This window comes from Halochromatium sp. NSM3 (assembly GCF_059621085.1).
In genome coordinates this window covers 1-16997 of record NZ_JCAQIA010000034.1, presented here as the reverse complement: position 1 = coordinate 16997, position 16997 = coordinate 1, and the positions used below count along the sequence as shown (strand labels likewise).

The 16997-nt window shown below is 64.2% G+C and carries 14 protein-coding genes and 1 tRNA gene; 7 read left to right on the top strand and 8 right to left on the bottom strand.

The features are described from left to right. The first annotated feature begins 10 nt into the window (after positions 1-10). The gene (locus AC54T3_RS13530) at positions 11-472 is read left to right on the top strand and encodes a hypothetical protein (RefSeq protein WP_496625524.1); all 462 of its coding nucleotides are present in this window, start codon (positions 11-13) and stop codon (positions 470-472) included. A 41-nt stretch (positions 473-513) separates the two neighbouring features. On the opposite strand, the gene AC54T3_RS13525 is transcribed toward AC54T3_RS13530, so the two are convergent. From AC54T3_RS13525 to gmk, 3 genes are all read right to left on the bottom strand, one after another. After that, positions 514-2925 carry a RelA/SpoT family protein gene (locus tag AC54T3_RS13525; protein ID WP_496625522.1) on the bottom strand — a complete coding sequence of 804 codons (2412 nt, stop codon included), beginning with the start codon at positions 2923-2925 and terminating at the stop codon, positions 514-516. After that, positions 2912-3190 (bottom strand): DNA-directed RNA polymerase subunit omega, encoded by a 279-nt coding sequence (rpoZ, locus tag AC54T3_RS13520; protein WP_201244104.1) that lies wholly within the window; start codon positions 3188-3190, stop codon positions 2912-2914. The genes AC54T3_RS13525 and rpoZ overlap by 14 nt, the downstream gene beginning before the upstream one ends. A 283-nt stretch (positions 3191-3473) precedes the next feature. Further along, positions 3474-4160 (bottom strand): guanylate kinase, encoded by a 687-nt coding sequence (gene gmk / locus AC54T3_RS13515; protein ID WP_496625520.1) that lies wholly within the window; start codon positions 4158-4160, stop codon positions 3474-3476. Between the two features lie 141 nt (positions 4161-4301). Between gmk and AC54T3_RS13510 the strand changes: the two genes are divergently transcribed. The 4 genes from AC54T3_RS13510 (at position 4302) to pap (ending at position 9160) form a co-directional block, all read left to right on the top strand. Beyond that, on the top strand, positions 4302-5528 hold the full coding sequence (locus tag AC54T3_RS13510; RefSeq protein ID WP_496625519.1) for an aminotransferase class V-fold PLP-dependent enzyme: 1227 nt from the start codon (positions 4302-4304) through the stop codon (positions 5526-5528). 32 nt (positions 5529-5560) lie between these two features. Next, complete coding sequence (locus AC54T3_RS13505; RefSeq protein WP_496625517.1) at positions 5561-5992, top strand: acyl-CoA thioesterase; 432 nt, start codon at positions 5561-5563, stop codon at positions 5990-5992. After that, positions 5989-7491, top strand: coding sequence for a GGDEF domain-containing protein (locus AC54T3_RS13500; protein ID WP_496625516.1), 1503 nt, complete (start codon positions 5989-5991; stop codon positions 7489-7491). The genes AC54T3_RS13505 and AC54T3_RS13500 overlap by 4 nt, the downstream gene beginning before the upstream one ends. Positions 7492-7603: 112 nt before the next feature. Next, positions 7604-9160, top strand: coding sequence for a polyphosphate:AMP phosphotransferase (gene pap, locus AC54T3_RS13495; protein WP_496625514.1), 1557 nt, complete (start codon positions 7604-7606; stop codon positions 9158-9160). 37 nt (positions 9161-9197) lie between these two features. Here the strand turns inward: pap and AC54T3_RS13490 are convergent, their stop codons facing one another. The 4 genes from AC54T3_RS13490 to typA all read right to left on the bottom strand — a co-directional run bounded on the left by AC54T3_RS13490 (position 9198) and on the right by typA (position 13737). Beyond that, on the bottom strand, positions 9198-9722 hold the full coding sequence (locus tag AC54T3_RS13490; RefSeq protein ID WP_496625512.1) for a DNA-deoxyinosine glycosylase: 525 nt from the start codon (positions 9720-9722) through the stop codon (positions 9198-9200). 148 nt (positions 9723-9870) lie between these two features. Next, a complete protein-coding gene (locus AC54T3_RS13485) occupies positions 9871-10776 on the bottom strand; it encodes an EamA family transporter (RefSeq protein WP_496625510.1) in 906 nt (301 codons plus the stop codon). After that, positions 10773-11819, bottom strand: coding sequence for a tRNA dihydrouridine(20/20a) synthase DusA (gene dusA / locus AC54T3_RS13480; protein ID WP_496625557.1), 1047 nt, complete (start codon positions 11817-11819; stop codon positions 10773-10775). Before dusA ends, AC54T3_RS13485 begins: the two co-directional genes overlap by 4 nt. Before the next feature lie 106 nt (positions 11820-11925). Then, a complete protein-coding gene (typA, locus tag AC54T3_RS13475) occupies positions 11926-13737 on the bottom strand; it encodes a translational GTPase TypA (protein WP_496625508.1) in 1812 nt (603 codons plus the stop codon). A 306-nt stretch (positions 13738-14043) separates the two neighbouring features. Here typA and AC54T3_RS13470 point away from each other — a divergent pair. Next, positions 14044-14119 (top strand) — tRNA-Asn (locus tag AC54T3_RS13470). A 161-nt stretch (positions 14120-14280) separates the two neighbouring features. Here the strand turns inward: AC54T3_RS13470 and AC54T3_RS13465 are convergent. Continuing rightward, positions 14281-15099 carry a hypothetical protein gene (locus AC54T3_RS13465; protein ID WP_496625506.1) on the bottom strand — a complete coding sequence of 273 codons (819 nt, stop codon included), beginning with the start codon at positions 15097-15099 and terminating at the stop codon, positions 14281-14283. Positions 15100-15595: 496 nt separating this feature from the next. Between AC54T3_RS13465 and AC54T3_RS13460 the strand changes: the two genes are divergently transcribed. Continuing rightward, on the top strand, positions 15596-16573 hold the full coding sequence (locus tag AC54T3_RS13460; RefSeq protein ID WP_496625504.1) for an IS5 family transposase: 978 nt from the start codon (positions 15596-15598) through the stop codon (positions 16571-16573). Positions 16574-16997: the final 424 nt, after the last annotated feature.

The following is a 16997-nucleotide window of genomic DNA, read 5'->3' as shown; positions in this document are numbered from 1 at the left end:
GCCAGCAGCGATGGACAACCACGTCTTCCGCGAGACCTACAGCGCCATCAACGAGCGTTATTGCCCGTTCGAGAAGAGCATCCTGACCAACCAGTGTGCCTGCGGCCGTGCCGAGCGTTTCTGCATCGCCGAGCGCGAAGGCGTCCATTGTAAGGCCGACGAGGCACAAGCGCGCTGTGTCGCGCTAATCGACTTGCTCCGCGCCCAGGCGCGCTTCGCGCTGCACACCACCGATGGCCGTTCAGCCCTGCCGCATGCCAAGGCGATGCGCGTCCAGGTCGGCGGCCTGCGTGGTCTCCATGCCTTGCTCCATCCAGAGGCGGAGGTGCCGAGCACGATCGACGACATCGATGCCATCGTCGAATCGGCCATCGCCCAGTTCGGTCGTCTCGAGGACTTGCCGTTTCAGGTCATTGTGCAGCAGATCACCGCCTATCGCGGGCGGCGTCTGTTTCGCGATCGCAGGCGTTGAAGCGGGAGCGGTCGCGCACCGCACCCGGGCACGCCACCCACTCAACGCTTGCCAAAACCATCACGCAAGCGACCCGCGTTGGAGAGGCGCACGATGCGCGTCACCGCCGGGATCTGGCGTAAGCGGCGCATGATCCCGGCCAGATGTTTGCGTCCGGTGACATTGACCAGGAAATCCAGGGTCGTGGTCATCCCGTCTTTCTCGCGCGAATTCACATTTTCGATGTTCGAGCCCTGCTCGGCGATCGCGCTGGCGATGGTGGCGAGCGCGCCGCGACGATTGCCAACATCGACGCGGATCTCGGTCTGGAATTCGGCCTGTGGGTCTTCCGCCCATTCCACCTCGATCCACTTATCGCGCTTGGAGTGGAAATCACCGAGGTTGCCGCATTCGTTGCGATGCACCACGATCCCCTTACCGGCACTGAACAGGCCGGTGATGGGATCGCCTGGAATCGGCCGACAGCAGCGGGCGAAATGAACCACCATGCCCTCGGTGCCGCGAATGGCCAGGCGGCGCGCGCCACGACCGCTCACATCGCTCTCGCGCACCCCGGCGCTGGCGGCCACCTCGCCACCGGGTACCGGCTCGGCGGGGCCCGCTAGGCGGCGCGCGATCAGCATCGGGATGCGGTTGCCAAGGCCGATCTCGGCGAACAGCCGCGCGCTATCGTCCAAACCGCTTTCCACCGCGTGCGCGAGGATGCGCGGCTCGCCGATCTGCTCCAGCGTGAGTCCGAAGGCCGCCAATTCGGCTGTCAGCATGCGCTGGCCCAAGACCTCCGCCTCACGGTTCTTCAGGTTCTTGAGATAGCTGCGAATGCTCGCGCGCGCCTTGCCGGTGACGACGAAGTTCAGCCAGGCCGCGTTCGGCTTGGCGCCGGGCGCGGTGATGATCTCGATCGTCTGGCCACTGCGCAAGGGCGTGCGCAACGAGGCCAGGCGCCGATCGATGCGCGCGGCCACGCAGGTGTTGCCGACATCGGAGTGGATGGCATAGGCGAAGTCGACCACAGTCGCGCCCATCGGCAGCACCAGGATGCGGCCCTTGGGCGTGAACACATAGACCTCGTCCGGAAACAGGTCCACCTTCACATGCTCGAGGAACTCCTGCGAGTCGCCGGAGTCGCGTTGCACCTCGAGCAGGCCCTGCAGCCAATCCTTCGCTGCCACCTGCGGCCCGGACGCCTCACCGGCGTTTTTATACATCCAATGCGCGGCGATGCCAGACTCGGCGAGCCGGTTCATATCGGCGGTGCGGATCTGGATCTCGATCGGCACCCCCAGCGGGCCGATCAGCCCGGTGTGCAATGACTGATAGCCGTTCGACTTCGGGATCGCGATATAGTCCTTGAAGCGCCCCGGCACCGGCTTGTAGAGGTCATGCACCTGCCCGAGCACCCGATAACAGGTGTCGACGCGGTCGACGATGACGCGGAAGCCGAAGACATCGACCATGTCTTCGAACGAGCGCCGTTTCGCGCTCATCTTGCGATAGATGCTGTAGAGATGCTTCTCGCGGCCGAAGACCTCGGCGTCGATGCCCTCGGCCTCGAGGCGGGCGCGCAGTGTCTCCGCGACCTTGGTCACCATCTCGCGCTGGCCGTGGAGCTTGTCGTGCACGGTGCGCGATAACACCGCGTGCCGCCAGGGCCAGTGATGGCGAAAGCCGAGGTTCTCGAGATCGAGCCGAATCAGGTTGATGCCGAGCCGGTTGGCGATCGGCGCGTAGATCTCGAGGGTCTCGCGCGAGATGCGCCGGCGCTTGGCCGGCATCATCGCGTCCAGGGTGCGCATGTTGTGCAGCCGATCCGCCAGCTTGATCAGGATGACGCGGATGTCGCGCGTCATCGCCAGCATCATCTTGCGGAAGCTCGCAGCCTGGGCCTCGGCGCGGGAGGGAAAGTCGATCTGGGTGAGCTTGCTGACGCCATCGACGAGTTCGGCGACATCCTCACCGAAGGTCTCGGCCAGATGCTCCTTGGCCGTCGATGTATCCTCGATGACATCGTGCAGGATCGCCGCCATCAGCCCTTTGTAATCCATGCGCATCTCGGCGAGGATGCGGGCCACCGCGATGGGATGGTAGATGTAGGGTTCGCCGCTCTGGCGCTCCTGACCCTGATGCGCCTCGGCACCAAAGAGATAGGCGCGGTAGACCTCGCTGACCTGTTCGCACGGCAGGTAGGCCTCGAGTTCGCCGAGGAGATCGCTGATGAGGAAGCGCGTGGATTCTTGGAGCGCGTCTTGACTGGCGACTGGCGCGGAGGCGGGCTGCCGGCGCAGGGCCGGTGTCGAACCGGATGTCGAGCCGAACGTTAGATCTGGCGTTGAACCCGGCGGCTTCACGCCCGGGGCCGGTGCATGGGGCGCATGGACGCGCGCGGGCAACGCGGAGGCCGCAGCCCCCGCGTGCGCGACATTCAGCGCAACCTGTGCCTCAGTCTTCCGCATCCCGTGATGCCAGTTCCTCGGCCAATGCGCGCTCCAGGGCCTCAGCGGCATCCTGGGCCGCCCGATCGCCCTCTTCCAGGGTCTGCGGCTCGATCAGCCCAGCGGCGATCTCGCGCAAGGCCATCACTGTGGGCTTATCGTTCTCCCAGGGCAACAGGGGCTCGACCCCCTTGGCCAACTGACGGGCACGCTTGGTCGAGACCAAGACCAATTCAAAGCGATTATCCACGTGCTCGAGGCAATCCTCGACAGTGATACGAGCCATGCGAATACTCCAAAACCAATACCGATCGAGCCATGACGCGCGGCCGCGATGAGCCGCAAGCGTGGATGGCGCCGGTGTAAAAGAAAGACGCTTCAGCATCGGTGCCCGCCGGGCCCGATCAACAGCGGATCGCTGTGTCTGAATCCTGGTTGCAAGTTACCAGAAAATCACCACGCCTAACACAGCGTTGCGCAACGCGCATGCAGGTGTCTATTCCTTGCGACCCTGCCGAACGGAGTGAGTTGCATCGCGACGGAGTTGAGTGACGCCGCAGGCGAGCGCGTCAGTCGCCCGGTATCCCACCCGGCATGCCACCCAGCATCGAGCGCAGTCGGTCCTGCTCGCGGGCGGCTTGCCGTGGTGTGCGCAAGCGCTCGGCCTGGAGGATGCCGCCAAGATCGCCGAGCGCCTGCTCGAAGTGGTCATTGACCACGAGATAGCCATACTCATCCCAGTGCGAGAGTTCATCACGGGCCTTGGCCATGCGCTCGCCGATCACCGCGTCGCTGTCCTGCCCCCGGCCCCGCAGGCGCTCCTCCAGCGCCGCCAGCGAGGGCGGCACGATGAAGATCGACACCGCCTCCGGAAATCGCTTGCGGACCTGGCGCGCGCCCTGCCAATCGATCTCGAGCAGCAGATCCTGGCCGCTGTCGAGCGTCTCGCGCAGCGAGGATTCGGCCGTGCCGTAGGCGTTATCGAAGACGCGCGCATACTCGATGAAGGCGCCCTTGGCGATCATTTGCTCGAAGCGTGCATGATCGACGAAATGATAGTGCCTGCCATCGACCTCGCCCGAGCGGCGCGCGCGGGTGGTGTAGGAGACCGAGAGCGCCAGCGCTGAATCACGCTCGAGCAGTGCGGCGACCAGGCTGGTCTTGCCCGCCCCCGAGGGCGCCGAGACGACGAACAGGAGACCGTTGGACGCTAGGGACTTGGATGCAGGGGACGAGGACGCGGGGGCTGCGGGCATGGGGTTTCCTGGGCGGATCGGGAGTCGGCGGTGGAGCGGCGGCGGCTCGAGGTGAGCGATTATAACTCCAGCCTGTGCGCATGGCATCGCGGTCCCCATGCCTGGCATGATAACGACCACCGCCATCGACCAGCCAACCTCATGCACCCGGACTTCGACCTCGATCCCGACCTTCTCTATCTCAACCACGCCGCGATCGCGCCCTGGCCGCAACGCACCGTTGCGGCGGTCGCGCGCTTCGCCGCCGAGCAGGGCCGGCTCGGCTCGCAACGCTATCCAGTCTGGCTCGAGGTCGAGCAGCGGCTGCGCGAGCGCGCGGCGCGGCTCATCGGCGCCGAGTCGGCGGCTGACATCGCGTTACTGAAAAGCACCTCGGAGGGCCTCTCATTCGTCGCCCAAGGGCTCGAGTGGCAGGCTGGCGACAACATCGTCAGTCTCGCCCAGGAGTTCCCCTCCAACCGCATCGTCTGGGAGACATTGGCCGAGCGCGGGGTGGAGCTGCGCACCCTGGATCTCGCCGCCGGCGAGGGGCCAGCGGCGAAGGCGGAATCGAACGCGGAGGCTGATCCGGCGGTTGATCCGGCGGTTGACCCGACAACTGATCCGGTGGCTGATCCGGCGACTGATCCCGAAGCCGCGCTCCTCGCGCTTTGCGATGCGCGCACGCGCTTGCTCGCGATCAGTTGGGTTCAGTATGGACGCGGACAACGCCTCGACATCGCCCGGCTGGCCACGGCCTGCCGCGCGCGCGGCATCCTGCTCTGTCTGGATGCCATCCAGGGCCTGGGCGCCCTGCCCTTCGATCTCGCCGAGAGTCCGGTCGACTTCCTCGTCGCCGATGGCCACAAGTGGCTGCTCGGGCCGGAAGGGCTGGCACTGTTCTGGTGTCGGCCGGAGCTGCGCGCGCAATTGCGCCTCACCGAATTCGGCTGGCACATGGTCGAGGACATGGGCGCCTTCGATCGCCCGGACTGGCAACCGGCGTCGAGCGCGCGGCGCTTCGAGTGCGGCAGCCCGAACATGCTCGGCATCCATGCCCTCGAGGCCAGCCTCTCGCTGCTCGAGGAGACCGGCGCCGAAACCATCGCCACGGCGATCGAGGCCCGCATCGCGCGTCTGGTCGAACTCGTCGACCAGGCCGGCTTCGAACTCCTGTCGCCGCTATTGCCGGCCCGGCGCGCGGGCATCCTCACCTTCCGCGTGCCGGGCGTTGATCAACAGCGACTGTATCAACGGTTGATGAAACAGGGCTTGATGTGCGCGAGCCGGGGTGGTGGACTACGGTTCTCGCCGCACTTTCATACCCCGGAAGCACATCTGGCGCGAGCGATGGAACGGACCAAGCAGACCCTATCCCGTTCAGGCTGAGCTGCCATGTCCACGCTCATAGACCAGCCCTCATGAACAAGGCCGCCTTGCCAACAACCCATCCGACCCCGTTCCCGGAGACGAGCGAGTGGCAGCTCGCGCTGCGCGTCTTCGCGGCGCCGGCCGATACCAATCCGGATGGCGATATCTTCGGCGGCTGGCTGCTGGCACAGGCCGACATCGCCGGGGCCACCCTGGCCGTCGCTCGCGCCAAGGGCCGTGTAGCGACCGTGGCCATCAATGCCTTCCAGTTTCGAGCACCGATCCGGGTCGGCGACCTCGTTGATCTCTACGCCCGGGTCGGGCACACCGGCAAGACCTCGATCACCGTCGATATCAACGCCTGGGCGCGGCGGGCCTCGCAGCCAGAGGCGCCGCGCGAGGTAGCCACCGGTCGGCTGGTCTTCGTCGCCGTCGATGACGCCGGTCGTACACGCCGCCTACCGACCCTGGGTGATGCATGATGCTGTCGAGGAATTACGCGATCTTGTTGGTCTTCTCGATCGCGTTTCAACTGATTCTGTTTCAGCTCTCGTCGTTTCTCGCCTCCCACTCGCACGCCAGTTTCTGGTATGCCCCGGCGGGGTTGTCGGTTGCCCTGTTCCTGCTGTTGGGAAGCCGTGCCTTTCCCATCGTGTTCTGCTGTGTGGCGGCGACGACGCTGCTGAACGACTCGCTCCTCGCGCAGGGCGCGGACCCGATCCTCTCGCTCCTAAAGCTCCTGTGCTATCCGCTCGCCCACGCCGTTCCGTACTGGGCTGGCGTGTACCTGCTGCAGCGCATGACGAACGGCCTGTTCGACCCGCGCAATCCCAGCCATGTCATACGCTTCCTGATCATGATCCCCTTCGCGGCGGCCGGTGCGACGTTTTTGGGCGTCTACGTTGTGCATCTCCTAGGCGGCATGCCCTTTCAAGAGATCCTCGCGCCGCGCTGGATCGGCGACATGGTGGCGGCGGTCTGCCTCAGCATCGCGCTGGCCTACCTGCATCTGATGGCGCTCGAGTTGGTCGGCGCGGATCTTCGCTACCAATTCGTCTACGAGGACGCGGTTCACCACAAGCGCCTGCCGCTGCGCGATCTGCTCTCTCTGCCGTTGGCGTTGCTCCTGTTTTTCGTCAGCGCGTTGCTGTCCTACACCTATCCCGACCAGGTCGGACTGTCGTTTACCGTGTATGCGATGGTCATCGCACTGCTGTTGATCATCTACAAGACCCGCTCGCCGATCGTCTATGTGGTGCTGGCGGTGTTGGCCTTCGCGCTGGCCTACTCGGCGTCGGCCTTCGGCTTGCTTGCCAGCGCCGCCGAATACCAGGTCGCCATGATCGCCGTCGGCTCGATCACCTATTTCGCCAATGCCGCAGTATCGAGACAACGCGAGGCGCTGGCCCACTCGGAACAGGTGACTGAACGGCTCATCACCGAAATCAAGGAAAAGGAGGCGCTGCAGGCGGATGCGGAGAATCTGCGCTTCAAATCCAGCCGCGATGGCCTCACCGGGGCCCTGAACCGGGCGTTTTTCGAGGACGCGCTACATCGCCAGTATCACCGTAGCGTGCGCCGGGGAGACACCCACTGTCTTGCCTTCATCGATCTGAACGACTTCAAGCAGGTCAACGATGGCTTCGGCCATCACGCCGGCGACGAGGCGCTCAAGGTGGTCGCCTGGGTGCTGATGGGCCGCTCGCGCGAGGGCGACATCGTCGCCCGCTATGGCGGCGATGAATTCGTCGTCATCCTCGCCGACATCGACACCGAGCAAGAGGCCGATGCCATCATCGCGGAGTGGAAAGCGGAGGTCGCGGCCAACCGCGTGCCGGGCTATCCGGAGATCAGACTGTCGATCAGCGTCGGTCGCGCCCTCTTCCCCAGCGCCTCGAAAAGCGATAACGAGATGACCACCTTGCGCGCCGCAGATCAGAATATGTACGCAGATAAGGTCCGCATGAAACGCGCCGTCTAGCGCCTCCCCCGGAAGCAGCGCGCTCAATGACGGCCGGGCACTATCAGCCATCACCACCGCATGCGATGATTCGAGCCGGCGAGGATTCGACAGCTCAGCGGGGACCAGGCAGATGTTTGAGGCAGCAAAGGTTGGCCGCACGGTCAGCAAGGCGGATTTCAAGGCGCAACGCGACGAGCTACGCACCCAGTTGCTGGAGGTCCAGCGGACCCTGCGCGACAGCCATATCCCGGTCATCGTCATCGTCGCCGGGGTCGAGGCCGCCGGTAAGGGCGAGGTCGTCAACCGTCTGAATGAATGGCTCGACACGCGCGGCATGCAGACCTTCGCGTTCTGGGACTTCAGCGACGAGGAGCGCGAGCGGCCCCGCTACTGGCGCTTCTGGCGCACCTTGCCGCCACGCGGCGAGATCGCCATCCTGTTCGGCGGCTGGTACCTGGCGCCGATCGAGCATCGCTTCCGCGGCGAGTGCGACGATGCCGCGCTCGACGCCGAGCTGGCGCGCATCGTCGATTTCGAGCGCTCACTGACCCACGACGGCGCCTTGGTGGTGAAGTTCTGGTTCCACCTCTCGGAGGAAGACCAAAAAAGCCGACTCAAGGAACTCTCGCGCGATGATCGCAGCCGCTGGAAGATGCTGCCGAAGAAATCGAAATTCAGCGAACAGTATCAACTCTTCGAGTACGTCGCCGAGCGCATCATCCGCCAAAGCGACCGCGGCATCGCGCCCTGGTATCTGATCGAGGCCGAGGACAAACGCTATCGCGATCTCACCGTCGGCAAGACCTTGCTGCAAGCCATCCGCGCCCGGCTCCAGCAGCCGCTGGCGACGGAGCCGCCGGCGACCGCTGATCCGCTCAACCTGCCCGAATCGGCGAGCGCCCAGATCACCCTGCTCGATCAGTTGGACCTGAGCCAAACCCTCGAGCGCGATGACTACAAGCAGGCGTTGAAGCAATACCAGCGCGAGATCAACGAGCTGGCCTGGACGGCCTACAACAAGCAGCGCACCACGGTGCTGGTGTTCGAAGGCGTCGACGCGGGCGGCAAGGGTGGCGCCATCCGCCGCCTCACGCATGCGCTCGACGCGCGCCTCTATCGCACCATCCCGATCGCCGCGCCCACCGACGAGGAGAAGGCGCATCACTATCTGTGGCGCTTCTGGCGCCATCTGCCGCGCGCCGGCAACATCATCATCTACGATCGCTCCTGGTACGGGCGCGTCCTGGTCGAGCGCGTCGAAGGCTACGCCAGCGAAGCGGAGTGGCGCCGCGCCTACACCGAGATCAACGACTTCGAGGAACAACTGGTCGAGAACGGCTCGATCCTGCTCAAGTTCTGGCTCCATGTCAGCGAGGATGAGCAACTGCGGCGCTTCCAGGATCGTGAAAACACCCCTTACAAGCAGTACAAGATCACCGATGAAGACTGGCGCAACCGCGAGAAATGGCCGCTCTACAAGGTGGCGGTCAACGAGATGATCGCCCGCACCAGCACCGAATATGCGCCCTGGACCCTAGTCGAGGGCGACGACAAGCCCTTCGCGCGCATCAAGGTGCTGAAGACCGTCTGCGATCGGCTGCGCGCGGCGCTCAATGATGACTCGACCCCGATTCCCGGCAGCGGCATCGCCCGCTGTGGCTATCAGTCCAGCGACGGGGAGCACTGAGTCTCAGCCGGCCCCACAGACGGCCCGACAGGCGGCTCTAGCCAGCTAGCCACTCCAGCCGTTGACGCCAGGCCGCAAGCTTCTGCTCGAAGCGCAGCCCGGCGTTGGCTGGGCTGGTCGAGGGAAGGCGATGCGCCGTCATCTGCCGATACCGCGCGGGAAGCATCGGCAGCACCCGGCGCCGATAGTCACGCTCGGCGGTGCCGCCGTTGAACAGGAGGTGATCGACCGATGGGGCCAGGGCAAAGAAGGCGGCGAAGTCATTGACGCGAACCGTCTCCGGTCGAATCGCCTGATCCAGACTGCCGGGGCGCTCGCAGGCCGCGATGACGTCCCAGAGCGCGATCCGGCGCGCCTTCAGCGCCGCGCAGCGCGCGTCATAGTCCGCCTGCGGCAGAATCCCGAATAGCTCGCCCATGATCGGCCAGAAGGCGTTGCGCGGATGGCCATAGTATTGCTGCTGGCGCAGCGAGGCCTCGCCGGGCATCGAGCCCAGGATCAGCAGCCGTGCGTCAGGGGCGACAATCGGCGGGAAGGCGGTTTTCAGCTCGGACTCGACCATGTTCAATGTTGATAAAAAGTCAGCACGCTTGTGTCTTGGCAACCCCCCCCCCGCGATCTGGTCAAAGGTGGCACGCTCTGCACCGATTTCCGTGGAAGATCGGCATGTGCAGTGGCGTGAGTCGGGATAAACCATTCACGCGAGGCGCTCAACCGGCCAGCAGGATGACGAAAACGCCGCTCACCATGAGCAGTCCACCCGGCATCCGGCTCGCCAGATTCGACTCGCGAAACAGCAGCGCCCCGTAGAGGATGCCGAACAGCAGGCTGCTGCGCTTGACTGCGATCATATAGGCCACCTCGGTCAGACGCAGCGCCATGAAATGCGTCACCACCATGACCCCATTGAGCGCCGCGACCGCGAGCACGGCACCGGGCCGGCGGACCAAGCGCCGCAACGCGGGGCGCGGCGACAACCGCGCCCCGCCGATCGGCACCAGCACCAGGAGCGGAATCGCCAGCAGACCGATGATCGCGAAATAGAAGGCGCCAAACGCGGCCGAGGGCAGATACAGCAAGGCCACCTTGCCAAGGGTCGAGGTCAGCCCGTAGAGCAGCGCCACGCCGAGCATCATGCGCGAGCCGGCCTCCCAGCGAATCGCGCCGAGCGGCCGCAGCCAGGTGCGCCAGTCATCGCGCCGCGCGTGCTCGACGTTGAGCAGCCAGGCGCCGGCAACGATCAGCAACACACCGATCGAGCCGGGCAGGCTCACCCGCTCGCCGAGCAAAAGCGCCGCGATCACCATCGAGAACACCGGCGTAAAGGCGAGATACGGCAGGGTCAGCGAGAGCGGATGATCACGAATGGCCGCCATGTAGAGCAGCATGGCGCCGATCTCCAGTGGCACCAGGAGCGTGAGCCATCCCCAGAATGACGCTGGCAACGCGCTTGGGTTCGGCAGCCAGAACAGCAACGGCGACAAGAGCGCGCCGGTGAGCGTGAAGCGGATCAGGGTCAGCTCGCGCGCCGAGAAGCCCTGCAGCCAGGCCTTGGTGGCCGCATCGGCTGAGGCCACGCTGAAGGCGCAGAGCAGCGCGAGCAGCAGCCAGCTCATCGGGCGCCAACCGAACGTCCTAGGGATGCACGATCAGCGAACTCGGACTCGGACGCGCGTGGATTCACCTGAGAGGCCGCCGTGGTTAGCACCTCGATTCCGGCGCTAGGGCGATGCGCCTGCTCGCTCAGCGTTCGCCGCCAGGCCTTGGCGCCTGGACAGGCATGGAAGAGGCCGAGCAGATGCCGAGTCATTGATGCCAGTGGCACGCCCTCGGCCAGTTGGCGCTCAACATAGGGCATGAAAGCGGCCAACGCCTGTTGCGGCGTTGAGACCGGATTCGTGGTACCGAAGAGACGCTGGTCCGCATCGGCCAGCAGCCAGGGGTTCTGATAGGCCTCGCGGCCGATCATCACGCCGTCGAGCGACACCAACAGCTCCGCGACCTGTTCCAACCGGGTGACACCACCGTTCAGCACCATTGGCAGCGCCGGAAAATCCCGCTTCAGCGCCAGCACCCAATCCCAGCGCAGTGGCGGCACCTCGCGGTTCTCGCGCGGACTCAGCCCCTGCAGCCAGGCCTTGCGCGCATGCACGATCAGCGCATCGCAGCCGGCCGCTGACACTCGCTCGGTGAAGACAACCAGCTCCTCGTAACGATCGCGATCGTCGATACCGATGCGACTCTTGACTGTGACCGGAATCGCAACCGCTGCCTTCATTGCCGCCACGCAGTCCGCCACCAACGCAGGCTCGGCCATCAGGCAAGCGCCGAAGCGCCCGTTTTGTACCCGATCCGATGGGCAGCCGACGTTGAGGTTGATCTCGTCGTAGCCCCAGTCGGCGCCCATGCGCGCGCAGCGTGCAAGCTCGGCGGGATCGGAGCCGCCGAGCTGCAGTGCGACCGGATGCTCGGCCGAATCGTAGCGCAGGAAGCGCGCGCGATCGCCGTGGATCAACGCGCCGGTGGTGACCATCTCGGTGTAGAGCAGCGTGTGCCGCGAGAGCAGTCGCGCGAAGTAGCGGAAGTGCCGATCCGTCCAGTCCATCATCGGCGCGACGGATAGGCGGCGATCTAACAACGCTGGGGAGTCCACGATCATCTTCTTGGAAACAAAAGACACTGCTGCGGTCAATATTTGACGCCCTGTAGCACCTACCGTCTGCGCCCATCTGAGACCGAATCATCGAGCGGCTTGAAGCGAGAACTCATCCCCGTCCGGCCCGCTTGCGCTCATGCTCCTTCAGGAAGCGCTTGCGGATTCGGATCGCGCTCGGGGTGATCTCGACCAGCTCGTCGTCCTCGATAAACTCCAGCGCCTGCTCGAGAGTGAAGCGAATCGGCGGCGTCAGCAGGATGTTCTCATCGGAACCAGCGGCGCGGATATTGGTCAACTGCTTGGCCTTGAGCGGATTGACGACCAGATCGTTATCGCGCGAGTGGATACCAACGATCTGTCCCTCATAGACCTCGTCGCCCGGCGCGGCGAGCATTCGGCCACGATCCTGTAGATTGAACAGCGCATAGCCGAGCACCTTGCCCTGGGCATTGGCGATCATCGCGCCATTGCGGCGCTTGGCGATACCGCCTGCGTGTGCCGGGCCGTAATGGTCGAAGACGTGGTATTTGAGCCCAGTGCCCGAGGTCAGCGACATGAACTCGGTCTGGAAACCGATAAGCCCGCGTGACGGCACCTCGTAGTCGAGCCGCACCCGGCCCTTGCCGTCCGGCACCATGTCCTTGAGTTCGGCGCGACGCTCGCCGAGCGCCTGCATGATCGCGCCCTGGCTGGTCTCGTCCATATCCACGGTCAACTGCTCGTAAGGCTCGCAGATCTCGCCGTCGATCTCGCGGAAGATGACCTCCGGGCGCGAGACCGCCAGCTCATAGCCCTCGCGGCGCATGTTCTCGAGCAGGATCGACAGATGCAATTCGCCGCGGCCGGAGACGCGGAACTTCTCCGGGTCGTTGCCCTCCTCCACCCGCAGCGCGACATTGTGGATCAGCTCGCGCTCGAGCCGGTCCTTGAGCTGACGCGAGGTCAGGTACTTACCCTCTTTGCCCGCGAATGGCGAGGTGTTGACCTGGAAGGTCATCGACACCGTCGGCTCATCGACGGTCAGCGACGGCAGCGCCTCGACCGCGCTCGGGTCGCACAGCGTATCCGAGACATTCGGCGCATCAATGCCGGTCAGCGCGACGATATCGCCCGCATGAGCGCTCGGCACCTCGAAGCGATCCAGCCCCAGATAGCCGTAGACCAGCCCGACCTTGGCCTTGTGCGTCCGACCATCGCGTTTGATCACGGTGATCTGCTGATTCGGCTTGACGATGCCGCGGCGGATGCGGCCGACCGCGATGGCGCCGACGAAGCTCGAATAGTCCAGCGTCGAGACCTGCATCTGGAAGGGCGCGTCCGGGATCACCTCCGGTGGCGGACAATGCTCGACGATGGCCTCGAACAGCGGCGTCATGGTGCCTTCGTGCACATCCTCCTCAAGGCCGGCATAGCCGTTGATGGCCGAGGCATAGATGATCGGGAAATCGAGTTGCTCATCAGTCGCGCCGAGCCGATCGAACAGATCGAAGACCTGATCGACCACCCAGCTCGGCCGCGCGCCTGGCCGGTCGACCTTGTTGACCACCAGGATCGGCCGCAGCCCATGCTGGAACGCCTTGCTGGTAACGAAGCGGGTCTGCGGCATCGGCCCCTCCTGGGCATCGACCAGCAGCAGCACCGAATCGACCATCGACAGCACGCGCTCGACCTCGCCACCAAAATCGGCATGGCCGGGGGTATCGACGATATTGATGCGGTAGCCATTCCAGTCGATCGCGGTGTTCTTCGACAGGATGGTAATCCCGCGCTCGCGCTCTAGGTCGTTAGAGTCCATGACTCGCTCGACCGGGCCGAAACGCTCTCCGAGTGTGCCCGATTGGGACAGCAGCTCATCGACGAGGGTGGTTTTGCCATGATCGACGTGGGCGATGATGGCGATGTTGCGTAATTGCTCGGTCACGGGACGAAAAACTCCAAAGCGGCCAACGGCGGATCGAGCCATTGGCTGACACAAAATCGATGAGGCAAGGATGGGCGATGGGGCAGCGCCTATTATGCACCGAAACGCGGCGCGCTCCCTGATTTCCTCTATCGATACTAGGCTCATCAACTCACTATCAACCCAGTGTTTGCGCCATCGGTCCCTCTAGACGTTATCTTCAGAGACCGCGCTTCCCCGACAGCCTCTTAAGGGTTGAGCACAGGCTCACGCAAGAAACGCTTGACTCGAAGAAAGAGGGCCGCTAGAGTATGCGGCTCAGTCTATTCCCCGATAGCTCAGTTGGTAGAGCAACTGACTGTTAATCAGTGGGTCACTGGTTCGAGTCCAGTTCGGGGAGCCAATAGAAACAAGCGCTTACGGGAAACCGAAGCGCTTTTTCTTTGTACTAGCTCGCGTCCTCGTACCTGCCTTGTCCCTATTTCTCAGCGGTTGAGTCGGATTCCTTGCGATGTCCATCAGGGCTTCTATGAGTATCGTCTTCCATACAAGCCAAACCGCCGATCAGTCAACCAACCCGGCCTGATCAAGCCGGCGCATGAGCGCTGGCTTGCGACCCTGCATGTCCCGCAGCCGTCGAAGGCGCGCGGAAAAGGCATCGAGTGTGCCATCGGCTTCCGCGAGATCGCGCAGGTCCTTGAGCCGCTCTACCGCTTCCTGGTAGGAGGACGCTTGGCGATGGTCGATCAAGTCATCAACCTTGCGCCATAGCGCCTCCTCTTGACCACGTAGCGCGGCAAGAGAGCGTTTGCGCGCCGCAGCGGCCTCGGCTGCCTTGCGCGCCTGTTCGGCAGCGCGTGCCGCCGTCTCGCGTGCCCGACGCTCGCGGCTGAGGGTGTCGGCGCGCGCGAGCAGTTCACCCACCGTCCTGCGTGCATCCGAGCCGTCCCCGAGAGCGGGCGGATTCAGCTCGCGCTCGATCCGCTGCCGCAGCACCGCGAGGCGGTGTGGTTGGTCGCCGACGATCAGATCAGTCAGCAGGGCATCTTTCTCGGTCGCCGAGCGCTCGGTCACCCAGCGCGTGATATCAGCCGCGCCAACCCCTCGCGCTTGCAGCGATGCACTGGACTCCGAGGCGGCGACAACCAAATCGTTCGAGATGCGCAGGAAATCGGCCAAGGCGCGATGGGTCGCATCCAGCTCGCCAAGCCCGGGCGGAACCGGTGGCTCATCAGAGACCTCATCCAGAAAGCCGGCGCCGGCCTGCGACAGCCAGCCGAGATACAGACTGCGACGGTCGCCTCGCATCAGGCTCGCGCGCACACCGATCAGGGACGAGAGCCAGCCAGTGCGTGCCCCAGTTGGCGACGTGGAGGAAGGCATCGAAATAGCGCTCTATCCAACGCTGCGGGTTGCCCTTGAAGTCGCCCCACTGGTACTCGTTCCAGAACCGGGTCGGGGTGATCTCGGCGCGTGTCGAGCAGCGTCGCAGCTCGGCCATCTCCTCGGCGCTCAATGGTCGGTCGAGGGCTTGGAATTCGAAGGATTGATATTCGCTCATCAGGATCTGGCTGGAAATGAAAGGGGCGGGGGTTGGGATGAAATCGGGGGATGCAAACGGATCATCCATGCTGATCAGGTCACTGCGTGCTCAATCGACAGCCTGAAGCTGAGCACGGGCGACAGTCAAGCAAGCGCCAGCTAAGGCGACAGCACGATGGCGCGCGCAGGTATCTGTCCAAATATCGGAAGCACGCGCTGGCTGGGCTGCTGCGCACCAAGGGCGAGCATTAGGGAAACGATGATTTATTCCGGCGACCGATAGGGCCAGGCTGATATCCTAAGCATCGCCCGTCCCACCTGCTCTGGAGCCCTCAGGATGCACCAACAACTGACCTTCTCCCAGGTTGAGTATGCCAACAAGCGCAAGCGCACGCGCCGGGACCGGTTTCTCGCCGAGATGGAGCAGGTGGTGGCCTGGGAGGAGCTGCTGGAGGTGGTCCGCCCCCACTATTATCAGGAGCATGGTCGCGGTCGCGGGCGCCCACCGGTGCCGCTTGAGCGCCTGCTACGCCTGTACTTCCTGCAGCAGTGGTTCGCCTTGGCCGACGAGGCGCTCGAGGACGCCGTCTACGACAGCCAAGCCTTTCGCGGCTTTCTTGGCATCGACCTGCTGCAGAACTCGGTGCCCGATGCCACCACCCTGCCCAAGTTCCGCCGCCTGCTCGAGGCGAACGATCTTGGCCAACGGTTGCTCGAGCGGGTCAACGCCGGGCTCAAGGCCCGCAGGCTGCTGCTCAGCCAAGGCACCCTGGTCGATGCCACCCTCGTCGCCGCCCCGTCCTCGACCAAGAACGCCAAGAAACAGCGCGATCCTGAGATGCACTCCACGCGCAAGGGCAACCAATGGTATGTCGGCATGAAGGCGCACATCGGCACCGACCGTGACAGTGGCGCGGTGCACAGCGTGCACTGCACGGCGGCCAATGTCGCCGATATCAACGCCACCGAGCACCTGCTGCACGGCGGGGAGACGCAGGTCTTTGCCGATGCGGGCTACCTTGGCGCTGAGAAGCGCGAAGCGCTCAACAAGCGCGAGATCGACGGGTTCATCGCCGCCAAGCGCAGCCAAGTCAAGACAATGGCCGACGGCACCCTGAAAGACCTCACACGCGCATTCGAGCGGCGCAAGGCCCAGATTCGCTCGCGCGTGGAATATCCCTTCCACGTGGTCAAGAACCTCTTCGGCCACAAGAAGGTCCGCTACAAGGGGCTGAAGAAGAACAGCGTGCACTGGCAAGTGCTGTTTGCACTGGCCAACCTCTACCTGCTGCGCAAGCCATTGTTGGGCCAGTGACAGGAGAGGTGCGCCCAATATCCGGGCGCCAGGCAGAAATGAGGTGAAATCGGCTCCAATCAGGCATCTTTATCGCGAAAAACTCGCATTGCGCCGAAAAATCGGCCTCGCTCGCCGCTCCTACGCCGATTGGGCTGATAGATCATCGGTTCCTTAGAGGATGTCGCCAGCGCCAATGAAGCCAGTCAACACCAAGATGGCTGCCCCAGAACGGATCAGCAACACCCCGGGTGGTCGGCGTTATCCGGAGTTTTGGTTCTGAGATCAATTCTCAGGCGCGCGAACGCTAGCTCAACAGCTCCACCTTGTCGTAGACCTCGGCCAGCGATAGCTCGGCCTCGACGACGTGCAACGGGATGGATTCCGACGACTGCTCCGAATTTCATACGCAAAGGTGTTCATTCGGTCATTCGCTCTCCGTTGA

Excerpts from the sequence above, each read along its gene's own strand:
- AC54T3_RS13530 (WP_496625524.1), top strand. The coding sequence starts at position 11 with ATGGACAACCACGTCTTCCGCGAGACCTACAGCGCCATCAACGAGCGT.
- AC54T3_RS13525 (WP_496625522.1), bottom strand. The coding sequence starts at position 2,925 with ATGCGGAAGACTGAGGCACAGGTTGCGCTGAATGTCGCGCACGCGGGG.
- rpoZ (WP_201244104.1), bottom strand. The coding sequence starts at position 3,190 with ATGGCTCGTATCACTGTCGAGGATTGCCTCGAGCACGTGGATAATCGC.
- gmk (WP_496625520.1), bottom strand. The coding sequence starts at position 4,160 with ATGCCCGCAGCCCCCGCGTCCTCGTCCCCTGCATCCAAGTCCCTAGCG.
- AC54T3_RS13510 (WP_496625519.1), top strand. The coding sequence starts at position 4,302 with ATGCACCCGGACTTCGACCTCGATCCCGACCTTCTCTATCTCAACCAC.
- AC54T3_RS13505 (WP_496625517.1), top strand. The coding sequence starts at position 5,561 with ATGAACAAGGCCGCCTTGCCAACAACCCATCCGACCCCGTTCCCGGAG.
- AC54T3_RS13500 (WP_496625516.1), top strand. The coding sequence starts at position 5,989 with ATGATGCTGTCGAGGAATTACGCGATCTTGTTGGTCTTCTCGATCGCG.
- pap (WP_496625514.1), top strand. The coding sequence starts at position 7,604 with ATGTTTGAGGCAGCAAAGGTTGGCCGCACGGTCAGCAAGGCGGATTTC.
- AC54T3_RS13490 (WP_496625512.1), bottom strand. The coding sequence starts at position 9,722 with ATGGTCGAGTCCGAGCTGAAAACCGCCTTCCCGCCGATTGTCGCCCCT.
- AC54T3_RS13485 (WP_496625510.1), bottom strand. The coding sequence starts at position 10,776 with ATGAGCTGGCTGCTGCTCGCGCTGCTCTGCGCCTTCAGCGTGGCCTCA.
- dusA (WP_496625557.1), bottom strand. The coding sequence starts at position 11,819 with ATGATCGTGGACTCCCCAGCGTTGTTAGATCGCCGCCTATCCGTCGCG.
- AC54T3_RS13465 (WP_496625506.1), bottom strand. The coding sequence starts at position 15,099 with ATGCCTTCCTCCACGTCGCCAACTGGGGCACGCACTGGCTGGCTCTCG.
- AC54T3_RS13460 (WP_496625504.1), top strand. The coding sequence starts at position 15,596 with ATGCACCAACAACTGACCTTCTCCCAGGTTGAGTATGCCAACAAGCGC.